This window comes from Corynebacterium sp. NML140438, assembly GCF_001875725.1.
GTDB lineage: Bacteria > Actinomycetota > Actinomycetes > Mycobacteriales > Mycobacteriaceae > Corynebacterium.
On record NZ_MLCQ01000018.1, the window covers coordinates 102,134 to 127,774 of the forward strand.

Sequence of the window (25,641 nt, forward strand, 5' to 3'; positions counted from 1 at the left end):
ATGGTTATAGTAGTCATCGTTGTTCAGAGCGAGCAAGGCAAAACGAAAGAAATAGTTTAGTCTTGTAAGTGAAGAAAAACAATGGCCTATGGTGTAATTGGCAACACAACGGTTTCTGGTACCGTCATTCTTGGTTCGAGTCCAGGTAGGCCAGCTACAGAACTTCGGTTCTGTGTCCTAATGCCCCGTTCGTCTAGCGGCCTAGGACGTCGCCCTCTCACGGCGGTAACACGGGTTCAAATCCCGTACGGGGTACAAGTAACAGCCAGTGCACTGCACTGGCTGTTTTGCTTTGTTCCCCAGATCCGGACCTCAGCATGGTTGGTACAGTATTTTCCTATGCGGATCCCTATGCGAATGCGCTGTGTCCTAGCAGCCTCGGTGGTGTTACTGGTGGTCCAGGCGCAGCTAGTGCCAGTTGAGGCGGAGGCCAGCTCGGCCCGCAACAACCCGCTGTCGTCGATCTTCACCGGCGAGCCTTCGCGGTCAGGGTCAAGTGCGCTCGATGCAGCAAGCGTATTGTTGGCGGCACTCAGCCTGAGTTCCGCGGTGCCATTACTTGCCATTCCTGCAGCGGTGTTGGTTGCGTTAGGCAGGGGAGAGCTTGGTTCATCGATGTACCAGCTGTATCCGGGAAGCTCCACTGGGTCGTCGAGGGGCGATGAATCAGCAACGTTTCCGGAGCGTGATGTGCTGCCCGCTGAGCTGCGGACTATGCGCCATATTGAAGGGGATTTGTGGGAACTCACGGTGTGGTCGCCGTCGATGCAGCGGGAGGTGGTGAACGATGTGTTGTTGCCGAGCGGTACCGCTCCTCGACCAACGTTCTACCTCATGATGGGAGCCGATGGCGCCGCGGGTGGCTACAGCTGGGCTAATTCCTCGGACTATCAAGCGTTCTTCGCTGGCAAGCACGTCAATGTCATTACACCGAAGGGGTCGGTGTCCTCCATGCAAGCCGATTGGTATCGAGAGGACCCGGCTACAGGTACCAACAAGTGGCTCACCTACATGAGTCGTGAGTTACCTCCACTTATCGACGCCCACTTCCACGGCAACGGCCACGACGCTATTGCCGGCATCTCGATGTCTGGCGGCCCCGCGCTGGACATCGCCGCGAATGCTCCGGATCGGTTCGTGGCGGCCGCGTCCTACTCGGGCTGCCCGGCGACGACTGGCGTGCTCGGCGGTATTTATACCTCGTCAGGGGTGACAATGAACAAGGGGAACCCGGTCAACATGTGGGGGACGTCGTCGAGCAGGGCGTGCCCGGCGCCCCCATGGTGATCGAAGCAACGTCTATGCGTGCTCGAAGTATTTCGCTGAGACAGCGCAGCAGCAGGGCCTCGACGTAACGTGGCATGAAATTGTCGAGGGGGCACATACGTGGGGAGTTTTCGAGCACAGGCTGCGAGCGTCATGGCGAACCATCGAAGGGGCGTTGCGGGAAAGTGGCGCGTGGCCTGCAGATTTGGAGAGTTTATAGGGTGGCGTTTATTGTTAACGGGTCGCAAAAGCGAGCACGCCCCGTTCGTCTAGCGGCCTAGGACGTCGCCCTCTCACGGCGGTAACACGGGTTCAAATCCCGTACGGGGTACAAATGGCAGTCAGTGCAAGCACTGGCTGCTTTTTCTTTTTCAGTGTTTCAAAGGCATGCAGTTTACACGCTATGTGATTCGCGTACCATCGGAGGCCAAACCCAAAGATGAAAGGAACGTGAACATAGAATGAGAAAAACACAGTATGCTGTGTTCGCTGCTATGAGCGCCAGCGTTTTAGTGCTGACAGGCTGCTCTGAAGCGGGGACGGATGCGCCGTCGTCTTCAACTGAGGCCGCTGCAACGAGTGAGGTCCATTGGGGGTACGAAGGAGACGGTGCTCCAGAGCACTGGGGCGAGCTTTCGGCCGAATTCGAGGCCTGTGGAAATGGCAAGGAGCAAAGCCCAATCAACTTGAGTGACGCTACCCCTGAGGACTTGGCAGACATAGAGTTTGCATATGCTGCCAGCACGGGTGAAGTCCTGAATAACGGACACACGTTGCAGTACACACCGTCGACAATGCAGAAGGTAACTCTCGACGGTGAGGATCTGGAGCTCGCGCAGCTGCACATGCACACTCCTGCAGAGCACGAGGTCGATGGTAAGCAGCTTCCTGGCGAGATCCACTTTGTGCACAAGAATGCGGCAGGTGGCATTACAGTCCTTGGAATTCTGCTTGAGGAAGGCGCACCGAACGAGCTAGTGCAGTATCTGCTTGATAATGCGCCAGAGAACGTGGATACCTCACATATTTCTCAAGAGGAAATCAACATTGCAGACGCTCTTCCAGCATCACATGAGTACATCACGTATGGAGGCTCTTTGACGACGCCACCTTGCTCTGAAAACGTTCGCTGGATCGTAATGACGCAGCCGGTAACTGCCTCAGCTGAGCAACTGCAAGCATTCGAATCGCTGATCGGCAAGAATGCTCGTCCTGTTCAGGACCAAAATGGCCGTGAGCTCACGTTGGACGCCACGAGCTAACAAAGCAGTGATAGGGAGTACGCTGGTCACGTGCTGATAACAGTGTTGCTCTCCATCACGTTCGCGTGCGGGCTGATTATTGCAGCCCTGCACGTGTTGAACCGCCAATTCATCGCCCCGGTGTATGACGTGTGGTTGAACTTGGCGGCGTTCGGTGCGGCGACGACGTCGAACACATTGTTGCACCAGCCGCTACCAGCGTTCCTGTCCGGCTGCGCTGTGGCCGCCTGGGTGTATCTCGGCGTGCGAACGGTGAAGGCGAAGCGTGCGGGCCTCGTTGCAGGTGGACAGCGGCGCCAGCGATTGGAGACTACCGCAGCGCCTCGGTGAGCTGTTGAGCAGCCTCGTGGAGTTCGGAGCCCCACTTTTGGATCGGGGTGGGAACGAGGCGCTCGGCAGGCCCTGAAACGGAAAGTACAGCGATGACTGATCCGTCCGGGTTAGTGATGGGCGCGGATAGGCTCGCGAGACCAACTTCACGTTCCGCGATCGATTCGGCGAGGCCGGTTTCGCGAATCTTTTTGAGGTCTTCGGCGGGGAACGGGGAGGCGTCGATAAGAGAGTGGGCGGCGAATACTCGAGCGGCAGAACCCGCAGTGAGCGAGAGCTGCGAGCCTACGGGAACTGTGTAGGTGAGGCCGCTCTCGGGCTTTTCTGCCGCGATGCAGGTTCGGGTATCGCCGCTGAGCTTGTAGAGCTGCACCGACTCGCCGGTGGACTCCACCAAGCTGCGCATGATTGGTGCAGCTGCAGAGAGCAAACGGGGGGAGGAGTGCCCCGAGAAGTGGGAGAGGGCTCGGCCGATTGTCCACTGGCCGTCCTCAGTCCGGGCGAGCACGTTGTGGACCTCGAGCGCGGTGGCGATACGGTGTGTTGTTGCGCGGGGCAGGCCGGTTGCTTCGCTGAGCTCGGCGAGGGTTTTGTCGCCACCTGCGACCGCTCGTACGATTGAAATCGAGCGATCGAGCACTTTAATACCAGAGTCTTCGCTATACTGTCTCACGTCATGGATTCTACCATCTCACTCGGTGGGAGGTTGTTGCGACTGTTGAGGAGGAGCAAGATGAGCCAAAAGCCATTAACGCTGGCGGAAAAAGTGTGGCGTGACCACGTGGTCACCCATGGAGAAAACGGTCAGCCTGACCTTCTCTACATCGATTTTCAACTCCTGCACGAGGTGACGTCGCCACAGGCGTTCGATGGTTTGCGTCTCAACGGGCGTCGCATGCGCCACCCAGAGCTGCACCTTGCCACCGAAGACCACAACGTGCCAACCACAGGCATTGTTTCTGGCAAGCTGACAGAAATTAGCGATCCGACTTCCCGCACGCAGGTCTCGACCCTGCGGAAGAACTGCGAAGAGTTCGGCGTGGTGCTGCATGAGATGGGCGACGAGGAGCAGGGCATCGTCCACACGGTCGGTCCACAGCTGGGCATTAGCCAGCCCGGCATGACGATTGTGTGCGGCGACTCGCATACGTCGACACATGGTGCGTTTGGTTCGATCGCGATGGGTATTGGTACCTCTGAGGTAGAGCACGTTATGGCGACCCAGACGCTGCCGTTGGCTCCGTTTAGGACGATGGCGATTGAGGTCAGTGGAACGCTACAACCTGGTGTGAGTGCGAAGGACTTGATCCTGGCGATCATCGCCAAGATTGGTACCGGCGGCGGCCAGGGACACATCATCGAATACCGTGGTGAAGCTATCCGGAAGCTGTCCATGGAAGCACGCATGACCATCTGCAACATGTCGATCGAGGCAGGCGCCCGCGCCGGCATGGTGGCTCCCGACGAGACAACATTTGAGTACGTCAAGGGACGTCCATACGCGCCGAAGGGAAAGGACTGGGACGACGCGGTGGCGTACTGGAAGACGCTGCCAACCGATCCAGGTGCGGAGTTCGACACTGTCGTAGAGATCGACGCCTCCACGCTGACTCCGTTCGTTACCTGGGGTACCAACCCTGGCCAAGGGTTGCCGTTGAGCGCCTCCGTTCCTGACCCCGAGGAGTTTGGCGACGACAGTGCGAAGCAGGCTGCGCAAAAGGCATTGCAGTACATGGATCTAACGCCTGGTACGCCACTGCGCGACATCAGCATCGATACCGTGTTCCTGGGTTCGTGCACGAACGCGCGCATCGAGGACCTGCGCGCCGCTGCGGAGGTCGTCCGTGGCCGCACAATTGCGGAGGGCACGCGTATGTTGGTGGTCCCGTCCTCTGCCAAGGTCAAGCAGCAGGCGGAGGAAGAAGGCCTGCACACGATCTTTGAAGAGTTCGGCGCGGAGTGGCGCACCGCAGGTTGCTCGATGTGCCTGGGTATGAACCCCGATCAACTTGCCCCTGGAGAGCGCAGCGCGTCGACGTCGAACCGAAACTTCGAAGGCCGCCAAGGACCTGGGGGCAGGACCCACCTTGTATCGCCTGCGGTGGCTGCTGCGACCGCGGTCCTCGGCCACCTCGCCGCCCCCGCAGACATCCCATCAACCGCCAACGCACAGTAGTCAGGAGCTGACCAACGATCATGGAAAAATTCACATCCCACAGTGGCGTCGCAGTTCCATTGACGCGATCGAATGTGGACACCGACCAAATCATTCCCGCCCGCTACCTCAAGCGCGTGACCCGCACGGGGTTCGAGGACGGCTTGTTTTCCAATTGGCGCACCAACGAACCCGACTTCGTGTTGAACAACGAGGCCTTCAAGGATGGATCGGTGTTGTTCGCCGGGCCTGACTTCGGCACCGGTTCCTCCCGCGAGCACGCAGTGTGGGCGCTGCAGGACTACGGGTTCCGGGCAGTGTTTTGCCCACGGTTCGCTGATATCTTCCGTGGCAACGCCGGGAAGGCAGGCCTGTTGGCCGGCATCATGTCGGAATCGGACATCGAGCTGATCTGGAAGCAGCTTGAACAGGCACCAGGCACCGTCGCTACTGTTTCACTGCCGGAGCGCACCGTCACCGTCGGGGAGAACACCTACTCCTTCGACGTTGACGACTACACGCGTTGGCGTCTGAGCGAAGGCCTCGACGATATCGGGCTGACGCTGCGAAACGAGCAGGCCATCGAGGACTACGAACAGCAGCGTCGCCCGTTTTATCCGGCTACTTTTCCTCGCTAGGAGGGGTGCCGAGGCGCTCAAGGGCCGAAGGCGCGAACGTCGACAAGAAGTCGCGGACTGACGTCGTGATGCCGTGGATAGCGGAGGAGACGTGGTCCGCGAACTGCTGGTCACTGTAGTCCCAGAAACCCGGCATGACATAGGCAACGCCCAGAGCGGAGACGTTGCGCTTCTCATCTTTCATAACGACGAGAGACGGGAATGCGTGGGCGTTGTTGTAATCCTCGCACCAGGTCAGGACTTCGTCGAAACGGCTCACATCGACGTCGTCGACGGAGACTGTGGAAACGAAGTGGAGACTGGAGTCGACGAGCTTCATCTCGAAGCCGATACCGGTAAACGCCGTGATGAGAGAGTTGTACTGCGTAGGCTCCCGATACTCCCAACCTCGCTCGTCAAACAGCTTGCGAAGACGATCAAGACTTAAAGGCTGTAGCTGCTGCATTTACTGCTCCTTCTCCTGCTTGTAAGGGTGCTTGTCCTTGATGTGCGCAAAGTTTTCGTCGAGCGCCTCCACCGCATAGTGCATGACCGAGAAGTAAAACTGCAGCATCGACTGAAGTTGCTCGTCGCTGAAGCCATCAGAGGAGAAAAACGGCGCCTCGAACAGGGCAACGAGCCCGCCGTCTTCGCGCTTGATCGGGTGTGCACGCAGGAGAGGCAGTGAGCGATTCAGCTCGTTGATGCTCAGTCGAAGATTCTGCTTATCCGCATTCATTTTCGCCGTCCCGAGCCACTGGCTCGTGATCTTGAAGCCAATCTCCTGCACTTCGAAAAAGCACATGATTGATGGGAACGCAGTCCGGGTCAGACCATCTTCAGAACTGCGGAAGTACTGCAGTTCCAGCGCGTCGAGCGCCGCTTCGATTCGTTCTTGAGTAACTGGCTGCAACTGGGCAGTCCTTTCTTTGTAGGCGAAGTGGGCTTAGAGCACCGGGAGTGGCGATGGCATGTAGTCCGCGCCGATGAGTTGCCCTTCGTTAAAGGACAGTACCCACACGGATGCTTTCTTTGCCAAGATTGGGGACTCGATTGGCAGACGGCCATCGGCTGCAAGGGAGGCGATCATTTCAGGGATCACCCCGCCTTGCGCACATATGACGTGGGTGCCTCCCTGCTTGATGACGCTCTCAAACGCTGCTTGAGCGGTCTCCGGGTTCTCCTGCCACGCAATTTCGCCGAAGGCGGCGTCGACAACTACTTCCTCATCGAGTGCTTTCGCCAGGGGTGCAAGCGTTTGCTGGCAGCGCAGCGGCTCAGCGCAGTAGAGCGACTCAGGGGAGAAGGCATTGAGTAGCGGAACAAGCGCCTTCGCTTGGCGTTTCCCCTTCTTGTCGAGTGGCCGTCGACTATCGTCGTGCTTCCAGGCTTCCTTGTAGTTCGCACGGGCATGGCGCACATACAGGATTCGGGTATCCGCAGGGGTAGCGAAGCGTTTCGCGGCCTTGAGCAAGACTTGGCGGTCAAGCTCGTAGCTCATGAGATCCCTCGCGTCCTCGATGTTGAGCCAACGGATCTCATCGACCTCATTGTTCGGGGTGAACTCGCCACCGACAACCTTGCCGGTCCAGTAATACACAACCTTCGTGGTGTTCTTGACGGGATATACCGTCTTGCCAATCAGCTTGCCCAAGCGGATTTCGTAACCGGTTTCCTCCTGAATCTCACGCACTGCGGTCGTGATGAGGAACTCGCCTGGATCTACTTTGCCTTTCGCAAGAGACCAGTCGTCGTAGTGCGGGCGGTGAATGCACGCGACCTCAATCGTTTCGGGGTGCTCGAGATCACCTCGCCACAAAACAGCACCAGCTGCAAGCGTGGTTTTCTTGAACTCACGTCCCGGGTGCCGGGGAATTTCCTGGTGGCGTCCGGTGATAAACATTTCACCAAACCGGTCTTTGTGTTGTTCATGGAGCTTCGTTGAACGTGACATGCCCTCCAATTTTACGCACTTTGCGGATTCTCGCTGCAGCGACAGGTCAGCGGCACGGTGGTAGATAATCGGAGCGCAATAGTGCTAGCGTGAAACGGTTCATGCAGACAGGAATGGCGGTGGCACAAGTGGTAAACGTAGCGGTGATGGGCGCAGGTTCCTGGGGGACAACCTTGGCTAAAGTGTTCGCTGATGCCGGGAATATGGTGCAGCTGTGGGCTCGCAGGGACGAGCTGGCGAAGACCATGCAAGAAACTCGTGAGAACCCCGATTACCTGCCTGGCATTACGCTGCCAGATGGTATCTTTGCCACTTCTGATGCTGAAGCTGCGCTGGAGGCGGCAGATATCGCAATTTTTGCGGTACCGAGCCAGACCATGCGCCAGAACCTGGAAGTCTGGGCTCCGATGCTGCGCTCTGACACCACCTTGCTCTCGATCTCGAAAGGTATTGAGACCGGCACGTATATGCGTATGTCGGAAATTATCGCTGAGGTCACCGGTGCCGACGAGAGTCGGACTGCTGTGCTGAGCGGGCCGAACCTTTCCCGCGAGATTGCTGAGGAGCAGCCGGCGGCGACTGTCATCGCTTGCAGTGATATTAACCGTGCGAAGCTTGTCCAGGCTGCGTGCGCCACGTCGTACCTGCGCCCTTATACCAACACTGATGTGGTTGGCTGCGAAATTGGCGGTGCGACGAAGAACGTCATCGCGCTCGCCTGCGGTATGGCGTCCGGGCAGGGACTGGGAGAAAACACCCTGGCGACGCTCATCACGAGAGGGTTGGCTGAAAGTACGCGCCTGGGCCAGGAGTTAGGCGCCGACGCCCGCACCTTCGCAGGCCTTGCAGGGATGGGCGACTTGGTTGCAACGTGCTCTTCGCCACTGTCGCGCAACCGTACGTTTGGCTCTGCACTTGGCAAGGGTGCCACGATTGAGGAGGCGAAAGCAGCGACGAAGGGTCAGGTCGCCGAGGGCGTCATTTCCTCGCGGAGCATTTTCCAGCTTGCGCAGCGCCATGGTGTGGACATGCCACTGACTCAGGCCGTATTCGCCGTGTGCCACCAGGGCGTGACGGTTGAGGAGACGATTGCCGCGTTGATGGGTCGGTCGAAAAAGTCGGAGTAGTCACCGGGTAGTGTGGCAGCTGTGATTCGTATTGCAGTAGTTTACGGTGGACGCTCCACCGAGCATTCAATTTCTTGTATTTCTGCGGGCTCCATCATCTCTCACCTCGACCCCGAGGTGTACGAGGTGTTTCCCGTAGGTATTCGCCGGGACGGCACATGGGTGCGCGGGGACATCGACCCTGTAGGTGGTGAAGCGCTCCCCGAGGTTCGCGGTGGGGCAGAGATCGCGCTGAGCATTAGCCCTTCGCGCCGCGGCGAGTTTACCGACGTCGCTACCGGCGAGGTGCTCGCGCAGGTCGACGTTGTGTTCCCAGTCCTGCACGGCCAATTCGGAGAAGACGGCACCATTCAAGGTCTGTTTGAGCTTTCAGGGATCCCGTATGTGGGCCCTGGAGTCTTGGCCTCTGCATGTGGCATGGACAAGGAGTACACCAAGAAGCTCGTGGCTCTCGCAGGGATTGCCGTGAGCCAGGAGGTAATTGTCCGCGGTGGCGCAACGCTGAGCAGTGAGGACAAACAACGCCTTGGTTTGCCAGTGTTTGTGAAGCCAGCGAATGGCGGGTCCTCGATTGGGGTGTCGAAGGTGACATCGTGGGACGACTTCGACGCTGCGCTGCAGCAAGCATACGAGTGTGACTCGAAAGTGATCATCGAATCGGAGCAGGTGGGTGACGAGGTCGAAGTCGGCGTGTTGGAGTTTCCCGACGGCCGCATCGAGGCCTCCGTTCCGGCAAAGCTTAACGGGACCGATACTTCAGCGGAAGGCTTCTACGGCTTCGAGACGAAGTACCTAGAAGAGGGAGTCACCGCAACGATCCCCGCGCCATACGACGCCCATGTGATCGAATCCTTGCAGGAACAGGCGATTCAGACGTTTAAGGCTCTGAGCTGCAAGGGGCTGGCCCGCGTGGACTTTTTCGTCACGGATCAGGGCCCGGTGCTCAACGAGATCAACACCATGCCTGGATTTACTGCAATCTCGATGTACCCACAGGTCTGGAACGCAAGCGGCGTGAACTACCCAAACCTGCTTGACACCTTGGTCCGCACCGCATTGCAGTCAGCAAACAAGCCGACAGTTTAACGCTAACGTTCGGCGACGTGCTCCTCGATAAGCTCGGTCAGCGTTGTGATGACATCGTTGCCCTCACCCGAGGGCACAAACGCCGCAACGTTGACCACCCTCCCGAGCGCGTACCACGTCGATGACGTGGTCCCTGTAGCAGTGATGGTGTCCTCGAACCACGGAATCCCGTTAATCTGCTGCAGCGTAGCCCCAGCTGCGTAATGCTCTGGGTCATCCACACCGCACCGCAGCACAATCGGCTCATGGCCAAGTCGTGTCCAGACGGCCGTCTCCGGGGATACCACTTCGTTTTCAGGCAGCTTTGCGTACCCTTCAGCGAGCGTTTCAGGAAGTGCGGCAAGCAACCCCGCGCAGGCATTACCCTCCGCGGCCTGCGTGGCCGTATGCAGCTCAGACAACGGCGCAGGATGGCGAGGAAGATCACGCTGCGGCAGCGCACTCACGTCAATCTCGTCGACCGGCGTTTCCGCCCTGCCCAGCCCTTCCGCATCGGTGGTCACCGCGACAGCGGGCCACCGGTCTGCGCTAAACCAGGTCACCATAGTTGAACCTGGGGTGGCGTCGTCAATTCTGATCCACTCTGCACCGTTGTGGGAGGACACCGGGGTGTACTCGGTGTACTGCAGCGGCATTTCCACGCCGCAACGCAACGTGACGCGCCGGGTTGACGAGGACTGCCACGCGGCAGCACCTGCCGGAGCCGGGGCGGCGAGCTCCGCGCGCTCATGCCCAAGCACCTTGTCAGGAAGGCTGTCCACGAGCGCAGTGCACTCGGGCGAATCTGCCTCGGGGGAGGGCAGCTCAGTCATCGCGACAGGCTGCAGCGCCACCTGTTGGAAAAAGTACCGAGCACCCACAATGACGCCCAAAACAAGCGCCACTGCGAGGCCCAAACTGATGTAGACCGCTGTACGGTTAATCTGTGAATCATGCAACGCGCCAGAGGAATCATTCATGGCGTACAAGTTTACTGAAAGGCACACTTTGGTGAGTAACGTCGGTTTTCCCACACACGGCCCGACGCTGCGGGAGGTAGGCGAGCAAGCAACGATTGACGCCATTGTTGGAGCCTCGCCGTCACCGCTCAATGGTGATGACGCAGCCGTGCTTGAGTCACACACACCGAATAGCCGTGCGGTCGTGGCAACAGACATGCTCATCGAGGGCCAGCACTTTCGCTTTTCGACGACCACCCCCGCCCTGTTGGGGCGTAAAGCCATCGTGCAAAACTTCGCCGATATCGAAGCAATGGGTGCGCGCCCCGTCGCTGCGTTGCTCGCACTCTCCGCACCTCCGGAAACCCCACTTGCTGTAGTCAGCGAGCTCGCACGCGGCATCCATACTGAACTTGACCGCTATTCCAGCCAACTTGTTGGCGGGGACATCACGAGCGGAAAACAATTCACTGTCTCGATCACCGCGCTCGGTTCACTAGGCGGAAGCCTGCCTCCGCTGCGGCTCAGCCAGGCTCGCCCGGGACAGCGGGTCATCGCGCATGGACAGATCGGACACTCCGCGGCAGGCCTTGCCCTCCTGGAATCAGGGCGAGACATCCCGGAAGAATTCGCAGACATCGTCGAAGCGCACCGCTGCCCACAACTGACCCCTGGACGTGGCGTGGTCGCACGCGCAGCAGGAGCGACAGCCATGACAGACAACTCCGACGGGCTACTACACGACCTGGGTGCAATCGCCCGCGCCTCCCAAGTGGGAGTCAACATCTCCCGTGCTGCCGTCGCACCAAGCGAACAGCTGCGCAAAGTCGGAGACTTCCTGGGCATAGACCCGTGGGACTGGGTACTCAACGGGGGAGAAGACCACACCCTGCTGGGGACAATCGACGGGTCCGCACCCGTGGGGTATCGTTCGATCGGTACCGTCACACGCAAAGTCGGTGTGGAGATCGACGGCGTCGCACACACCGCACGCCATGAATGGGAGCCTTTTTCATGAATCTACCCGTCCACCCTTCCTGGCAGGCACCACTGGCCGAAGTAGAACCCGCCATCCACGCGATGGGAGACTTCCTACGAAGCGAACCCGCATACCTACCTGCCGGCAAGGATATTCTGCGCGCATTTTCGACCCCGTTTGAGGACGTCCGCGTGCTCATACTGGGCCAAGACCCATACCCAACACCAGGCCACCCGATGGGGCTTTCTTTCTCAACGCAGCCAGGCGTCAAACCACCACGGTCACTGGTCAACATCTACCAGGAACTCAACGACGACCTCGGCATACTCCCGCGTCCCGACGGAGACCTCACCTCCTGGCAACGCAACGGAGTCATGCTCCTCAACAGAGTGCTGACGGTACGCCCCGGCGCGCCGGGCTCGCATCGAGGGAAGGGATGGGAAGCCGTCACTGCCCATGCGATTGCGCAGCTCGCGCAGCGCGGTACCCCACTCGTTGCAATCCTATGGGGGAGAGACGCACAGACTGCGAAGCAGTTTCTCGGGAATACGCCGACAATTGAATCTCCGCACCCTTCTCCATTGTCGGCGCGCCGCGGATTCTTCGGATCACGCCCGTTTAGCCGGGCCAACCAAGCGCTCGTCTCCCAGGGTGCTTCGCCTGTGGACTGGGCACTGTAGACTGTCTGACCATGGAAACAGCAACTGCACTCGACGGCCCACGTCTTTTGTCTTGGGCTCGCCGGGCAGCGGCAGAACTGGAACGTCGCCGGCACGAGATCAACCAGCTCAACGTGTTCCCTGTGCCCGATGCTGACACTGGTTCAAACATGGCGCAGACGATGGCGGCGGCAGTCGAAGAGGCGTCGAAAAATTCTGGTGCGCAGTCCATGCAGGAGGTTGCAGAGGCGCTCGCTGTGGGAGCAATCCACGGCGCACGCGGAAACTCCGGTGTTGTACTTTCCCAAGTGATCCGGGGCGTTGCGCAAACCGCTGATGAGGAAACGCGGAGCGGACAGTTCATCGCGAACGCGCTCGCGCAGGCTGTACAGTTCGTCGACCGCGCAATCGCAGAACCCGTGGAGGGCACCGTCATCACTGTGCTCCGGGCAGCGTCGACTGCGGCGACACAGGCGCTCCACGAGGACGGGGGAGAAGCATCTGCTTTGAGCATTGCCGAAGCAGCCACAGAAGCAGCGCAAACCGCGCTCGCCCGCACCCCCTCACAACTGGAAGCGCTCCGGCAAGCAGATGTTGTCGACGCAGGAGGAACCGGGTTGGTGATCCTCCTGGAATCGCTTGTATACGAACTGAACGGGCAACCGTACGAGGCAGCACAATCAGTTGCACACGTGCACTCGCATGGGAGTGGCAAAGCAAACCTAGAAGTGATGTTCTTCTTCGAAGGCGACCTCGATGTCCTCGAGCATGAGCTGAGTACGATGGGTGACTGCCTGGTGATCGCACGCAATGATGAGCGCAGCGGCAAAGTGCATATTCACTCCACCGAAGCAGGCGCAGTTATCGAGTGCGCGTTTGCCCGCGGGACCGTCACACAGCTGCACCTCGAAGTTCTGCCAGATGAACCGGTCACCCAAACCCCCACGCGCCTGGTGATCGCAGTAACGCCCCCCGGATCACTCACGGACCTTTACACGCAGGCAGGGGCAGCCACCGTCGCCCCGAGCGAGAACATTGTCGCCGACATCCTTGCAGCAGTCCATAAGACCGAGGCACGCGAAGTCATCCTGCTGCCCAACGGGCTGCTCGACCAACGAAGCCTCGCCGCCGTGGAAAAAGCAACGCATGCCTTCGAGCAAAACATCACCTTGCTGCCCACAGTCAGGCTTGTATCAGGCATCGCGGCCCTCGCCGTCCACGATCCAGCCCAACCACTCGCAACCGCAGCGTTCACCATGTCGGAGGCCGCCGGCGAAATGCGCACCGCAGTCCTACAGCGCGCCCCTAAATCGGGATTGGTCCAGGGAGGAGCCGTCTCGAAAGGCGACATCATCGCCATGGCACACGGCGAAACACTCCTGATCGCCGACGACGCGTTAGCCGCCGTCGAAAAGACTTGCAAGCGTCTCCTCGAGCCAGGAGGCGAACAAGTTACCGTCCTCTTCGATACCGCAACACTGCACGCCGAAGACCTCGCAGCGCTCGAGGAAAAGCTCGACGTCGACGTCATCGTCTTCCCCGCAGACGGCCTCGGTGCGGTCGCCGAGATCGGAGTCGAATAAACAGTGCTCGGAAACATCGACCCCAGGCCCCTCAACCTCGTCATACCCCTCAAACAAGCCAAAGCAATCACCAAACACCTTGGCTACAACACCTGCGGCGAACTCCTCGAGCACTACCCGCGCCGATACCTCCACTACGGCACAGCAACCGACCTCGCAGCCATCAACGATGGCGACACCCTCAGCATCGTCGGCGAAATCACCGCGACCCAACGCATCCCCAACCGGAAACACCCCAACCGTCCCATCTACCGCACCCACGTCTATGACGGAACCAACACCTTCACAGCGACGTTCTTCGGCTCCAACTACGCCATGCGCGTGCTCAAAGAGCACACCCGCGTCATGATGACCGGAAAAATCAGCACCTACCGCAACGAAATCCAATTCCAGCACCCAGATTTCGTACTTCTCGACGGCCCCACCCAAGCCACCGGAGCCCTCCGCCAACTCCAACACTTCGGCGACCTCGAAACAATCCTCTCCGGACGCGAATGGCTCCCTATCTACCCAGCAACAAAACAGGTCAGCACGTGGACCATCATGGGGGCCATCCACACCATCCTCCAAAGCCTCCCCGAAATACCCGAACCCCTCGGAACAACCCCCAACGGATACATTTCGCGCGACATCGCCATTCGAACCATCCACCAGCCAGACGCCGAGGGACCCGAACCCGCCCGCCAACGCCTCAAGTACGACGAAGCCATGACCGTCGCGCTCGCCATGAGCGTGCGACGCACCGACGCAAACAACCACAACGCGCCAGCCCTTCCTCAGCAGCCAGATGGAGAGCAATCCCGGCTCATTACACAGCTGCCATACCCACTCACCGGCGGGCAACAGCGGGTCATCCGAGAAATCTCCACCGACCTGGCGCACGCTCACCCGATGAGCCGTCTTCTCCAAGGCGAGGTAGGCTCCGGTAAAACCATCGTCGCATTGATCAGCATGCTCCAAGCTGTCGACAATGGCGCTCAAGCAGCGCTGCTTGCCCCAACGGAAGTCCTCGCGCAGCAACACGCGCGTTCGCTGACAGAGACGCTCATGCGCGCCGGGCTGCACACGACCGTGGTGCCACTGACAGGTTCCATGCCGACGGCCCAGAAGCAGGACTCGCTACTCAAGATCGTCTCGGGAGAGGCGGATATCGTTGTGGGCACGCATGCGTTGATTCAGGACAGTGTGGAGTTCTTCAACCTCGGTTTCGTTATCGTCGACGAGCAGCACCGCTTTGGAGTCGAGCAGCGTGACCGCCTGCGTGCGAAGTCAGGGGATCAGACTCCACACCTGCTCGTCATGACGGCAACGCCGATTCCGCGCACGATCGCGATGACTGTCTTCGGTGACCTCGAGGTATCAGTGCTCAACGAGCTGCCGGGCGGGAGGAAACCGATCCAGTCCTCGGTGGTTCCGGAGTTCAAGCCGACGTGGATTGCGCGTGCCTGGGAGAAAATGCGAGAGGACGTCGCGGCTGGCCACCAGGTCTACATAGTGTGCCCGCGCATTGACGGTGAGGGCGGCGTCCTTGAAACCGCCGAGTGGCTGCGCGCTACGGAGTTTCCGAACCTGCACGTGGATGTACTTCACGGCAAGATGCACGCCGAAGAGAAAGACGCCGTGATGTCCGATTTCGCGGCGGGTGGCATCGACATCTTGGTGGCAACAACCGTCATTGAGGTCGGCGTGGACGTGCCAAACGCAACGGTGATGATGGTGCGAGAGTCCGAACAATTCGGTGTATCGCAGTTACACCAGCTGCGAGGTCGCGTCGGGCGCGGCGGCAACCAGTCGCTCTGTCTCTTCCATACTTTGGCAGAAGAGGGCAGCGATGCGTTTCAGCGCGTTTGGGAGGTTGCTCAGACAAGCGACGGTTTTGCCCTTGCCGACCTCGATCTGCGCCATCGCCGCGAAGGAGATGTCCTTGGTACCGAACAGTCAGGTATCCGACGCACCTTCAAGCTAATCGACTTGATCGAGGACTACGAGATAGTCACACGGGCGTATCGCGATGCGGCACGCTTTGTTGAGGAAGATCTCGAGAAGGCTCGATCACTGAGTGCACACCTGCAAGACGAGGACTTTGTGTACCTAGAAAAGAGCTAAAGCTAGAGTGAGTACCATGAATCGCATCATTTCTGGTGAAGCCCGCGGACGCAAGATCAAAGTTCCCCCGGAGGGGACCCGTCCTACATCTGATCGGGCACGGGAAGGCCTCTTTTCGTCGCTGCAGGTCCGCTTTGGGTTCCCGGGGCAGCGAGTGCTGGACCTTTTCGCGGGATCAGGAGCGTTAGGCCTCGAGGCGGCCTCCCGTGGCGCTGAAGAAGTAGTGCTGGTTGAGGACGACCCGAAAGCAGTCGCCGTGATCGAGCACAACGCGAGCGTTGTGGGGCACCCAAACACCCGCATCGAGCCTGTGAAGGTCTCCACGTTCGTGGCACGCGCGCCACGCCAGCACTTTTCCATGGTGCTTGCTGACCCGCCATACGACCTCGCCGATGAAGCAGTCGCCGAAATGGTCACCGCACTGCAGGAGCTACTTGTCGACGGCGCCGTTGTCGTCATCGAGCGGCACCGCGAAAGCCCCGAGACCGCATGGCCACCAGCCTTCACCCCAACGGGTCAGAAGCTGAAGAAGCGCCTCTACGGGATCGCCAGATTCGATATGGCAGTGTATACGGCGCCTTCGGGCAGCCAGGAGGTGTAAGTAATGGCGCAGGCACCAACCGAGCACCGCAACGTCGCCGTGTGTCCTGGCTCGTTCGATCCGTTTACCAATGGGCACCTTGACATCGTTGATCGAGCTCGGCGCCACTTCGACGAAGTAGTCGTCCTTGTAACGGGTAACCCAACCAAGCAAACCGGCATGTTTACAGTCGCGGAGCGAGTCGCTTTGATCCAGTTCGCGGTCGCCGATATGCCGAACGTGAGAGCAGATAGTTGGGGAGGGTTGCTGGTCGACTACACCAGCGCTCACGGAATTAACGCCCTGGTCAAAGGGCTGCGCTCGTCGGTTGACTACGAGTATGAGCTGCCGATGGCGCAGATGAATCGGCGCCTTACGGGGGTTGAAACGTTCTTTCTGCTTACCGACGAGAAGTACGGCTACATCTCGTCTTCGTTGTGCAAGGAAGTCGCTCGCTTCGGCGGCGACATCGCAGGGCTTGTACCACCAACGGTCATGCAGGCGATGAGCGAACGTCTCAACGAAGCAAAGTAGAAGCCCGGCAGATCAACCAACACGCTCTACCGGGCTCGGGCTTCATGCGTAACTAGAAAATTGTGGACAGGAAAGCCTTCGTCCGTTCCTTTTGCGGATTGTCCAGCACTTGCTCCGGGGTACCGTATTCGACGATCTGGCCGTCCGCCATAAATGCGACGCGATCGGCGACCTCGCGAGCGAATGCCATTTCATGCGTGACCACCAGCATCGTCATGCCATCCTGGGCGAGCTGCTTCATCACCCGCAACACTTCGCCGACAAGCTCTGGGTCGAGTGCGGACGTGGGCTCGTCGAAAAGCATGAGCTTTGGATCCATCGCGACCGAACGCGCGATGGCGACGCGCTGTTGCTGACCACCCGAAAGCTGGATTGGGTACGCATCAGCTTTCGACTCAAGACCAACCATGCGCAGCAGCTCTAGAGCGCGGACCTTCGCTTTCTCTGGAGACTCACCTTTGACATGGACGGGAGCCTCAATAATGTTGTCCAGCACGGTGCGGTGCCCGAACAAGTTAAAGTTCTGAAACACCATCCCGATGTCGCGGCGCTGCACAGCAGCGTCCTTCTCGCTCATTTCGTAGAGCGTGCCGTTCTTCTCGCGGTAACCAATCAGATCACCATCGACGTAGAGACGGCCGGCAGTGACCTTTTCAAGGTGGTTCACGCACCGCAGGAACGTGGACTTACCGGAGCCCGATGGGCCGATCAGGCAGGTGACAGAGCCGGGAGCGACCTCGAGGTTAATACCTTTGAGTACCTCCAAGTTGCCGAAGGACTTCCACACGTCAATCGCTTGGATCATCGGAGTCTGGGCAGGGGAAGAAGTAGTAGCGGCCATGGTTACCGTTGGTTCCTTTCAGGAGCTTCAATGATCTCTACGTTGTTCGGGATTGTGCCTTCGGCATCCGCCAAACTTGCCAACTGACGGGCAGTGAGCTGGCGGGTGGCGCCGCGGTCGAAATACCGCTCCAAGTAATGTTGGGCGACCATCAGCAGGGACGTAATAACCAGGTACCACGTTGCTGCGACAAGCAATAGCGGAACAGGCTGGAACAGTGCTGCAGCGATATCCATCGAGCGGCCGTACAGCTCCAACGAGTAAGGAACCGCAACCACCAACGAAGACGTCTTCAGCAAGGAGATGAACTCGTTGCCTGTCGGCGGGATAATGATGCGCATCGCCTGGGGGAGGACCGTCCTCGTCATGGTCTGCGACCAGCTCATGCCAAGAGACTTCGACGCCTCGATCTGACCTTCTGGCACCGCAGAGACACCCGAACGAACGATCTCTGCCATGTAGGCGGCCTCATTCAGACCCAGGCCAACGACGGCGAGTGCAAAGGCGGAAGAAGTGAACGGGTCAAGAGATATCTGGGTGAAGCCGAGATTAATCGAGTCGTAAATCGCACCAATCAGGCCCCAGAACATGAGCTGCACGTACACCGGGGTGCCACGGAAAACCCAGAGGAAAACCCAGCTCACGGTGCGGAAGACTGGATTCGGGCTCATGCGCATCACTGCAAGAAGCACACCGCCAACCACGCCGATAATCATGGCAAGGACCGTAATAGCAATGGTGTGCAGTGCTGCTACCGCAATCCGGGTATCGAAGAGGTACTGCGCGTAGGTACCCCACCCATAGGCTTCGTTCTTGGCAGCGCCGATCACAAACCAGACAACGAGGATTCCAAGCAGGATCGCAAGCGCCCAACGCCCTGGATGACGTAACGGCTTCGCTTCAATCCTGGCTGGCCGACTGGTGCTTGTAGATGATGTAGTCATGGTCTGTTAGTTCCATTCTGTAAGGGGCTGTTCGTTAATGAGCGCGGTATCGAGCAGGCCGGTGTGTACATTCCACTGCGCTAGGATGCGCTCGTAGTCGCCGGTGTCAATGAGATGCTGCATTGCGCGGGCGAGAGCGGTACTCAGCTCGGAGTCCTTCGGTACTGCGATACCGTAGGGAGCGGCGTCGAACATATCGCCCACCAGCTCTAGTTTGCCGTCAGAGCGTTCGACCGCCCACGATGTCACAGGGGAGTCAGCGCTGAGCGCGTCAGCTCGGCCTACAAGTGCTGCGAGCGCTGCGTTGTCGGAGGTATCGAAGGACAGGACCGTGATAGGAGGCTTTCCTGCCTCGATGCACGCATCGTTCTTCGGGCGAACATCGTCGGTTTCGGAAACGGTTGTGCGCTGTACCGCGACGGTGAGGCCACAGGCGTTCTCCGGGTCCACGTTGGACCCGGCGGGTTGCGCCCACTGGATTCCGGCGTAGAGGAAGTTCACGAAGTCGAAGCTCTTGCGACGCTCTTCGTTATCAGTAAATCCCGACATGCCCGCGTCAAGGCTGCCAGCTTGAACCGCTGGCAGGATCATGGAGAAATCCATTTCTTGCGGGTCAAACTCAAGGCCCATGATCGAGGCGAGCGCACGTCCGAGGTCAAGCTCCAAGCCGATCAGGTTGCCTTGCGAGTCTTTAAACTCGAACGGAGCGAACGGCGGGTTTGCGCCAATTGAGAACTTGCCGTCTTTCGCAACTTCTTCAGGGACCATCGCCGCAATTTCCGGCACCGTAGCAGGCTCGATTGATTCCCAGCCCTCTGGGTTGCCGCCCTCGACGTTTGTGACGCAGCCACTCAGCAGACCAATGCTCAGCATAAGTGAGAACGCGCTGACAGCCTTCGCTGCCTTGCCGAAGCGTTTGTTTTGGTTCATTATTTTTCGACCTTGTTTATGGGGTTGTTTCTAGCGCATGGTTGGAAGCGTGCGAAGCCCACGCATGATGAGCTCTACCGTCTGTCCAATGAGAAACACGCTTAAGATTCCGAGGAGAACTGGAGCAGTTGCTTGGCTTGACCCCTGCGAACTTTGAGCGAAATCTCCGGTGAATAACCCGCGAACCATATTCGAGGAGCCCTGAATTTCAGCCTTGGTCCACTCAACGGGGTTTGCGGTACTTGGTATCGACGATCCCTTCGCCCATCCCTGGACAACATCCTTTCCGTCGCCTTCTGCCATGCCATCCGTCCACTTCAGGAATAATTCCGAGCTGGAGATCTTCTGCACAGGATTCTTCTCGGGCGGAATATAGAGAGGATCGTTTTCAGGATCTTGATCCAGGGAGCTGGACTTTTCGTCCTTGGAATCGCTGGCGTCTTTCTCGGGAGTCTTGTCAATGTCTGAAGAACTCGTCGCTGGGGTGTCAGGTGTCGCAGTTTCCGCGAGCGCTGATGGGGTACCCGTCGGAGCCGTTGCGATGAGAGAAGCCGCGATGGCCGCGGCTGTGATACGTTTGCGCATGAGTGAATAATACCCATTCGGGTAGTTTCATGCTACCGAATTGTAGAAATCTACCCCCAAGCCAGCATGGCCTGGGGGTATCGAACGTTAGGAGAGGGAAGAAGTCGTGATTTTATCAATTCTGCCGAAGTTGTAATATGCGGCACAGGCACCCTCAGGAGAAACCATACAGGTACCGATCGGGGTATCCGGAGTGCACGCTGTACCGAAGACTTTGCACTGCCACGGCTTGATGTGTCCGGTAAGCACCGACCCACATTCGCACGCGGCGGGATCTTCAACTCGGTTGCCAGGCACATCGAAGATGCGCTCAGCATCCCATTTGGCAAACTCCTCCGAAATTGCCATCCCCGAATTTGGAAGCACCCCGAGGCCACGCCACTCAAACTCATCACGGATGTCGAAGACGCGATTCAACAGTGCTTGCGCAGAGGGGTTCCCCTCTGGGCGGACGACGCGAGCGTACTGGTTTTGCACGCGAGCCTTGCCTGCGGCAATTTCGCCCGAAGTGAACTGCTCCAGCAGTTGTGCAACGCCCTGGAGGATGTCTAGTGGCTCGAACCCACAGACGGAGACCGGTCGGTTGAATTCTTCGGCGAGGAAATCGAATGCCTTCGTGCCAACCACGGTTGCTACGTGTCCTGGTCCGATAAAGCCATCAACCTCAGTGACTCCACCGTTTGCGATTGCGCGCAGGGGTGGCTCGATCGTCACGTGGTTCGAAAAGATGGAGAAGTTCGGGATATTGCGCTGCTTGGCCGCGGTGAGCGTGACTGCAGTGGATGGCGTCGTCGTCTCGAAGCCAATTGCGAAGAAGATAACGTGTTTGTCTGGGTTCTCCTCAGCAATCTTGAGCGAATCCAGCGGAGAGTAGACGAAGCGGACGTCGCAGCCGCGTGCACGAGCCTGCAAGAGCGACTCCTCGGAGCCCGGAACACGCATCATGTCGCCGAATGTCGTCAAGATAACGTCGGGCTGATTCGCAAGCCAGAGTGCATCATCGACCCTGCCCATTGGGATGACACAAACCGGGCAGCCGGGGCCGTGGACGAGATCGATTGAGTCGGGGAGGAGGTTTTCGAGACCGTAACGGTAGATAGTGTGCGTGTGCCCACCGCAAATCTCCATGAGTTTAATCGGGCGTTCGAGGTGCTTTGCTTGTTCCTCGATAGTCGCAATCAGCTGACGGGCTGCAGCTGGGTCACGAAACTCATCAACGAATTTCATGTTGGGTCCTTTCTTCGGAACGTGGGCTTAATCGATTCTTGAAGTCGTGAAAGAATCGAGTTCGTCCTCAAACGTGTTCGCGCCGAGTTGTTGAATTTGTTGCAGCGTCGTTGCAGCCTCTTCCTCATCAATTTTGGAAAGTGCAAAACCGACGTGTACGAGTACCCATTCGCCGACTTCGAGGCCTTCTTCAACGAGAAGGTCGGTTGAGATCGCACGGGTTACACCCGAAATGCTGACCGTGGCGCGGGTAGGGTCTTTAATTTCGACAACCTGCGCTGGAACTCCCAGACACATAAATACAGAGCCTTCCATCACTTGGATTAATGTCACACATTTTCGTGCTTATTCCGTTCTACATTATCGCCTACCCTTCGCGCTTTTCTAAACGCGACGTCCGTCGAGGGACGTGAGCACCCCAAGCTGAGGCGACAGCGGTAGAATCCACATTCGGAACTATTCGTAGCAATTCCATGTGATGGCTAGTTGCGAAAGAAGAAAGGGAAAGTGCTGTGCAGCCTAAGAATCGCCTCAATGTTGATGAGACCAAAGTCAACGACAACATCGCTCGGGTGCGCCGTCGTGGTGGCCGTTTGAAGGACGAATATGTCACGCTTGCGCACGGTGCCGGTGGAAAGGCGAGTGCGACGCTGCTCGAGCAGGTATTTTTCGACGAGTACGGTAACGATCTGCTTTCCCAAGGCGAGGACGCAACGCTGTTGGACTTGGACCTTGAAGGCGGCACGCTGGCGTTCACGACCGATAGCTACGTGGTAAATCCAATTGAGTTTCCAGGTGGATCTATTGCAGATCTTGCAGTAAACGGCACGGTAAACGATCTGGCAGTCGGTGGTGCGGAGCCGAAATATATTTCGGTGGGCTTCATTCTCGAAGAAGGGCTTGAGGTGGAGACCCTTCGTCGAATCGCACAGGAGCTCCGCGTCGCAGCAGAGCGTGCCGGTGTACAGATTGCCACAGGCGACACAAAAGTGGTCCCGAAGGGTGCAGGAGACAAGATTTATATCAACACGGCCGGAATCGGAGTCGTACCCGCGGGGAGGGATCTTGGCTTCACTCAAGTCAAGCCTGGTGACCGGATTATCGTTTCCGGGCCAATCGCGGATCACGGGATGGCGGTGATGATGGCCCGCGGCGACCTTGCGATCGAGGCGCCAATCGAGTCTGATTCGCGGGAGGTCGCAAGCTTGGTACGAGCACTGCTTGCCGACGCCCCCAATACTCGTTGGATGCGTGATGCTACTCGTGGCGGCCTGGCTACTGTCATGAACGAACTTGCAGAGACAACCGGCTATGGTGTCGCGCTGCACGACGAAAAGATCCCTGTGCAGCCGATGACGCGAGCCGCCTGCGACATGTTGGGGATTGACCCCCTGTACGTCGCGAACGAGGGGACTTTCGCAGCAGTTGTTCCCGAGGAACAGGCTGAACAGGCAGTCGTTGCGCTGCATGCTGCTGGTGCCGAGGGGGCGGCGGTTGTTGGAAAGATCGTTGAGGAGCCGGCTGCGGCTGTGGTTCTCGTGACTGGCTTTGGCGGCACCCGCATGGTCGACAAGCTGGTAGGAGATCCGCTTCCGCGTATCTGCTGACTGACCTAGACGGTGGAGGGCGCTATTTCGCCCACAGCCTTCCTGCTGCAGCTTGGCCCAGGCTGAGCCCACCGTCAGTTGCGGGTACTTTCTGATGGGTGAGCACTCTCAGGGATGGACTGTGGCTCCGCAACACATGCAGTATGTCGGTCATGAGGAGACGGTTTACGGCGCAGCCGCCAGTGATACCGACGACCTCGGTTGCTGAGGCGTTAGTGGCGTCGATAAGCGGATTGGCAATCAATGTCGCCATACCAGCGTGGACGATCCGAGCGGTGTCTGCACGTGGATGCGAACCGTCCCGCATTGAATTGATTGCCCACTGTGCAAGCTGAGGGAACGTGCCGAACTTTTCGACTGCGCTGATGGACTCAGCGCGCGTAAGCCGCGAAGTGCTTGCCAAGGCTTCAAGCTCCATCGCTGCTTGCGCCTCGTAGCTCACCGATTGCCGAACCTGAAGTATCGACGCGAAGGCGTCGAAGAGACGCCCCATCGACGACGTGGTTGTGGAGCCGAAACCGCTGCTGATCTGCGAATCGACTAGTTGTAATTCGGCTTGAGCAACTCCGGAGGGCGCAGCGAGACCTTCGAGATGCCAATCGTGCGCGAGGCCGCGTGCGATTCGCCAAGGGTTGCGCACAGCCTTGTCACCGCCGACGAGCGAAAACGGTGGGAGGTGCCAGCGTCGTTCTGCTTCTCCATTGCTGGTCACGTGGAGGATTTCGCCACCCCATATGGTGCCGTCTGTCCCGTAACCCGTGCCATCGAGTGCTGCGATTGTGGCAGGCGTTGATAACTGTTGATGCTCTGCCAGCAGCGAAAGGGCATGGGCATGGTGATGCTGCACCTCGATGAGCTCGACACTGTGGCGATCCGCGTAGCGTTGCGCCCACGCCGACGTTTGGTACCCAGGGTGCATATCGCACACCACGATGTCCGGATGCGCTCCCTGCATTGAACAAAGCTGATCCACCATTTTCTCGAAGTGCCGTTGCGCATCGAACGAGCCCATATCGCCAACGTGCGAGGACATGTGCGCATATCGCCCGACAGCTAAGGTTGCCGTATTCTTCAGCTCCCCACCGACTGCCAGGACCGTCGGCTGCGCTTCGGTGCGTAACAACACCGGGAGCGGTGCTAGTCCTCGCGACCTTCGAACCAGCGTCGTATCAACGTAGACGGAGTCTTCTACAGGCACGTATATCTCGCGATCGTGCAGCACGAACAAGTCTGCAAGGTGTGAGAGCTTACGGAGTGCATCGTCGTTGGTGACGCACAAGGGTTCCCCACTCAGGTTGCCAGAGGTCGCAACCACCGGCCGATCAACGAGCAAATGATGGAGAGGCGAGTAGGGAAGCATGAGGCCAACTTCGTGCAAACCAGGTGCGATCCCTTCGCATAGTGAGTCTTCACGAAGTGGTACAGAGACAATGGGGTGAGGCGCAGAGGTTAAAAGATCCTCTGCCGATTGACTCAGCACCGCAACCGTTCTGGCAGCGTCGAGGTTGGGCACCATGACAGCAAGCGGCTTGTCAGGCCGCTGTTTGCGCTTCCGCAGCGTTTCGACGGCAACTTCGTCTGTAGCCGAACACATCAGATGAAAGCCGCCAATCCCCTTGACAGCAACGATTGCACCGGAGTCCCACGCGCTGCGAACCTTGTGCACGAGCTCGTCAAACTTGGCCGGATCGAGCATTAGCTCACTTGTGCGTGTTTCGGCGAGGGGTATGCCGTTGGAGTCTGTGCACCACACCGTGGGTCCACAGTGTGGGCAACTAATCGGTTGGGCATGAAAGCGTCGATCATCTGGGCTTGTGTACTCCGCCTCACACTGGGGGCACATGGGGAACTCCCTCATGGTGGTTGTCGCGCGGTCATAAGGAAGTGATTCGATGATGGAAAGTCGTGGGCCGCAGTGAGTGCAGGTCGTGAACGGGTAATGGTAGCGGCGATTGTTGGGGTCATCGATGTCCGCCAAACAGGCCTCACAGGTAGTTATGTCGGGGGAGATGAGGGTCTTTTCGCCTTCCACATGTGTCGATGCAACGATCCGAAATGCTTCCTCCCCCTTCACCAGGGAAAGCAGCGACGTTTGGATGTCCAAGATGTGTGCGAGGGGCGGAAGCTCGTCGATAAGTGCTGCTTGTGCTTGTTGAAGCGCTGAGGTGTCGCCCTGGAATTCGATGAACACACCACGCTCGTTGTTGCCTACAAGTCCTGTGAGCCCGAAGCGCCGAGCTACCCGCGCAACATGCGGGCGCATTCCAACGCCTTGAACGATGCCCTCAAGAAAGATGTGGACTCTGCTATTTTCTGCTCCCATGCTGCATA

The 25,641-nt window shown here is 58.6% G+C and carries 26 protein-coding genes and 3 tRNA genes; 17 read left to right on the plus strand and 12 right to left on the minus strand.

Features of this window, described 5'->3' with window-relative positions:
- Positions 1–82: 82 nt before the first annotated feature.
- The 6 genes from BJP08_RS05675 to BJP08_RS05700 all read left to right on the plus strand — a co-directional run bounded on the left by BJP08_RS05675 (position 83) and on the right by BJP08_RS05700 (position 2,858).
- A tRNA-Gln gene (locus BJP08_RS05675) sits at positions 83–154 on the plus strand.
- A 28-nt stretch (positions 155–182) separates the two neighbouring features.
- A tRNA-Glu gene (locus tag BJP08_RS05680) sits at positions 183–255 on the plus strand.
- A gap of 84 nt (positions 256–339) precedes the next feature.
- Positions 340–1,287, plus strand: a complete 948-nt coding sequence (locus BJP08_RS05685) for an alpha/beta hydrolase family protein (protein WP_255364774.1) — start codon at positions 340–342, stop codon at positions 1,285–1,287.
- A 237-nt stretch (positions 1,288–1,524) separates the two neighbouring features.
- Positions 1,525–1,597, plus strand: a tRNA-Glu gene (locus tag BJP08_RS05690).
- Positions 1,598–1,760: 163 nt separating this feature from the next.
- Positions 1,761–2,528 carry a carbonic anhydrase gene (locus BJP08_RS05695; RefSeq protein WP_071568761.1) on the plus strand — a complete coding sequence of 256 codons (768 nt, stop codon included), beginning with the start codon at positions 1,761–1,763 and terminating at the stop codon, positions 2,526–2,528.
- A 30-nt stretch (positions 2,529–2,558) separates the two neighbouring features.
- The gene (locus BJP08_RS05700; RefSeq protein WP_071568698.1) at positions 2,559–2,858 is read left to right on the plus strand and encodes a hypothetical protein; all 300 of its coding nucleotides are present in this window, start codon (positions 2,559–2,561) and stop codon (positions 2,856–2,858) included.
- Here the strand turns inward: BJP08_RS05700 and BJP08_RS05705 are convergent.
- A complete protein-coding gene (locus tag BJP08_RS05705) occupies positions 2,839–3,531 on the minus strand; it encodes an IclR family transcriptional regulator (protein ID WP_071568699.1) in 693 nt (230 codons plus the stop codon). The two genes, BJP08_RS05700 and BJP08_RS05705, sit on opposite strands and share 20 nt — an antisense overlap.
- Before the next feature lie 60 nt (positions 3,532–3,591).
- Here BJP08_RS05705 and leuC point away from each other — a divergent pair, with 60 nt between their 5' ends.
- Positions 3,592–5,034, plus strand: coding sequence for a 3-isopropylmalate dehydratase large subunit (gene leuC, locus BJP08_RS05710; RefSeq protein ID WP_071568700.1), 1,443 nt, complete (start codon positions 3,592–3,594; stop codon positions 5,032–5,034).
- Between the two features lie 20 nt (positions 5,035–5,054).
- Positions 5,055–5,651: a 3-isopropylmalate dehydratase small subunit gene (gene leuD / locus BJP08_RS05715; protein WP_071568701.1), complete on the plus strand. Its 597-nt coding sequence runs from the start codon at positions 5,055–5,057 to the stop codon at positions 5,649–5,651.
- Here the strand turns inward: leuD and BJP08_RS05720 are convergent.
- From BJP08_RS05720 to BJP08_RS05730, 3 genes are read right to left on the minus strand one after another with little or no spacing between them, the layout of a single operon-like run.
- A complete protein-coding gene (locus BJP08_RS05720; RefSeq protein WP_071568702.1) occupies positions 5,635–6,096 on the minus strand; it encodes a hypothetical protein in 462 nt (153 codons plus the stop codon). The two genes, leuD and BJP08_RS05720, sit on opposite strands and share 17 nt — an antisense overlap.
- Positions 6,097–6,543, minus strand: coding sequence for a YbjN domain-containing protein (locus BJP08_RS05725; RefSeq protein WP_071567155.1), 447 nt, complete (start codon positions 6,541–6,543; stop codon positions 6,097–6,099).
- Positions 6,544–6,576: 33 nt separating this feature from the next.
- On the minus strand, positions 6,577–7,584 hold the full coding sequence (locus BJP08_RS05730; RefSeq protein ID WP_071568703.1) for an NUDIX hydrolase: 1,008 nt from the start codon (positions 7,582–7,584) through the stop codon (positions 6,577–6,579).
- A gap of 113 nt (positions 7,585–7,697) precedes the next feature.
- Here BJP08_RS05730 and BJP08_RS05735 point away from each other — a divergent pair, with 113 nt between their 5' ends.
- Both BJP08_RS05735 and BJP08_RS05740 read left to right on the plus strand, forming a co-directional pair.
- Positions 7,698–8,711, plus strand: coding sequence for an NAD(P)H-dependent glycerol-3-phosphate dehydrogenase (locus BJP08_RS05735; protein WP_071568704.1), 1,014 nt, complete (start codon positions 7,698–7,700; stop codon positions 8,709–8,711).
- Between the two features lie 12 nt (positions 8,712–8,723).
- Entirely contained in the window at positions 8,724–9,797 is a 1,074-nt protein-coding gene (locus BJP08_RS05740) for a D-alanine--D-alanine ligase family protein (protein ID WP_071568705.1), read from the plus strand.
- A 2-nt stretch (positions 9,798–9,799) separates the two neighbouring features.
- Here BJP08_RS05740 and BJP08_RS05745 read toward each other — a convergent pair whose 3' ends face one another.
- Positions 9,800–10,756, minus strand: a complete 957-nt coding sequence (locus BJP08_RS05745) for a DUF3515 domain-containing protein (RefSeq protein ID WP_071568706.1) — start codon at positions 10,754–10,756, stop codon at positions 9,800–9,802.
- A gap of 31 nt (positions 10,757–10,787) precedes the next feature.
- Between BJP08_RS05745 and BJP08_RS05750 the strand changes: the two genes are divergently transcribed.
- From BJP08_RS05750 to coaD, 6 genes are read left to right on the plus strand one after another with little or no spacing between them, the layout of a single operon-like run.
- On the plus strand, positions 10,788–11,753 hold the full coding sequence (locus tag BJP08_RS05750; protein WP_083428442.1) for a thiamine-phosphate kinase: 966 nt from the start codon (positions 10,788–10,790) through the stop codon (positions 11,751–11,753).
- Complete coding sequence (locus BJP08_RS05755) at positions 11,750–12,394, plus strand: uracil-DNA glycosylase (RefSeq protein ID WP_071568708.1); 645 nt, start codon at positions 11,750–11,752, stop codon at positions 12,392–12,394. The genes BJP08_RS05750 and BJP08_RS05755 overlap by 4 nt, the downstream gene beginning before the upstream one ends.
- 11 nt (positions 12,395–12,405) lie before the next feature.
- The gene (locus BJP08_RS05760; RefSeq protein WP_071568709.1) at positions 12,406–13,956 is read left to right on the plus strand and encodes a DAK2 domain-containing protein; all 1,551 of its coding nucleotides are present in this window, start codon (positions 12,406–12,408) and stop codon (positions 13,954–13,956) included.
- 3 nt (positions 13,957–13,959) lie between these two features.
- Positions 13,960–16,062: an ATP-dependent DNA helicase RecG gene (locus tag BJP08_RS05765; RefSeq protein WP_071568710.1), complete on the plus strand. Its 2,103-nt coding sequence runs from the start codon at positions 13,960–13,962 to the stop codon at positions 16,060–16,062.
- A 16-nt stretch (positions 16,063–16,078) separates the two neighbouring features.
- Positions 16,079–16,663 (plus strand): RsmD family RNA methyltransferase, encoded by a 585-nt coding sequence (locus BJP08_RS05770; protein ID WP_071568711.1) that lies wholly within the window; start codon positions 16,079–16,081, stop codon positions 16,661–16,663.
- Between the two features lie 3 nt (positions 16,664–16,666).
- A complete protein-coding gene (gene coaD, locus BJP08_RS05775) occupies positions 16,667–17,176 on the plus strand; it encodes a pantetheine-phosphate adenylyltransferase (RefSeq protein ID WP_071568712.1) in 510 nt (169 codons plus the stop codon).
- Between the two features lie 52 nt (positions 17,177–17,228).
- Here the strand turns inward: coaD and BJP08_RS05780 are convergent, their stop codons facing one another.
- The 6 genes from BJP08_RS05780 to BJP08_RS05805 form a co-directional block, all read right to left on the minus strand.
- Complete coding sequence (locus BJP08_RS05780) at positions 17,229–18,017, minus strand: amino acid ABC transporter ATP-binding protein (protein WP_071568713.1); 789 nt, start codon at positions 18,015–18,017, stop codon at positions 17,229–17,231.
- A gap of 2 nt (positions 18,018–18,019) precedes the next feature.
- Positions 18,020–18,961, minus strand: a complete 942-nt coding sequence (locus tag BJP08_RS05785; protein WP_071568714.1) for an amino acid ABC transporter permease — start codon at positions 18,959–18,961, stop codon at positions 18,020–18,022.
- A gap of 6 nt (positions 18,962–18,967) precedes the next feature.
- Complete coding sequence (locus tag BJP08_RS05790) at positions 18,968–19,834, minus strand: ABC transporter substrate-binding protein (protein WP_083428443.1); 867 nt, start codon at positions 19,832–19,834, stop codon at positions 18,968–18,970.
- Positions 19,835–19,921: 87 nt separating this feature from the next.
- Positions 19,922–20,476, minus strand: a complete 555-nt coding sequence (locus tag BJP08_RS05795) for a hypothetical protein (protein WP_071568716.1) — start codon at positions 20,474–20,476, stop codon at positions 19,922–19,924.
- Positions 20,477–20,563: 87 nt separating this feature from the next.
- Positions 20,564–21,703, minus strand: a complete 1,140-nt coding sequence (hypD, locus tag BJP08_RS05800; RefSeq protein WP_071568717.1) for a hydrogenase formation protein HypD — start codon at positions 21,701–21,703, stop codon at positions 20,564–20,566.
- Between the two features lie 27 nt (positions 21,704–21,730).
- Complete coding sequence (locus BJP08_RS05805; RefSeq protein ID WP_071568718.1) at positions 21,731–22,000, minus strand: HypC/HybG/HupF family hydrogenase formation chaperone; 270 nt, start codon at positions 21,998–22,000, stop codon at positions 21,731–21,733.
- Between the two features lie 215 nt (positions 22,001–22,215).
- Between BJP08_RS05805 and hypE the strand changes: the two genes are divergently transcribed.
- Positions 22,216–23,310, plus strand: coding sequence for a hydrogenase expression/formation protein HypE (gene hypE / locus BJP08_RS05810; RefSeq protein WP_071568719.1), 1,095 nt, complete (start codon positions 22,216–22,218; stop codon positions 23,308–23,310).
- A gap of 22 nt (positions 23,311–23,332) precedes the next feature.
- On the opposite strand, the gene hypF is transcribed toward hypE, so the two are convergent.
- Complete coding sequence (gene hypF / locus BJP08_RS05815) at positions 23,333–25,633, minus strand: carbamoyltransferase HypF (RefSeq protein ID WP_071568720.1); 2,301 nt, start codon at positions 25,631–25,633, stop codon at positions 23,333–23,335.
- Positions 25,634–25,641: the final 8 nt, after the last annotated feature.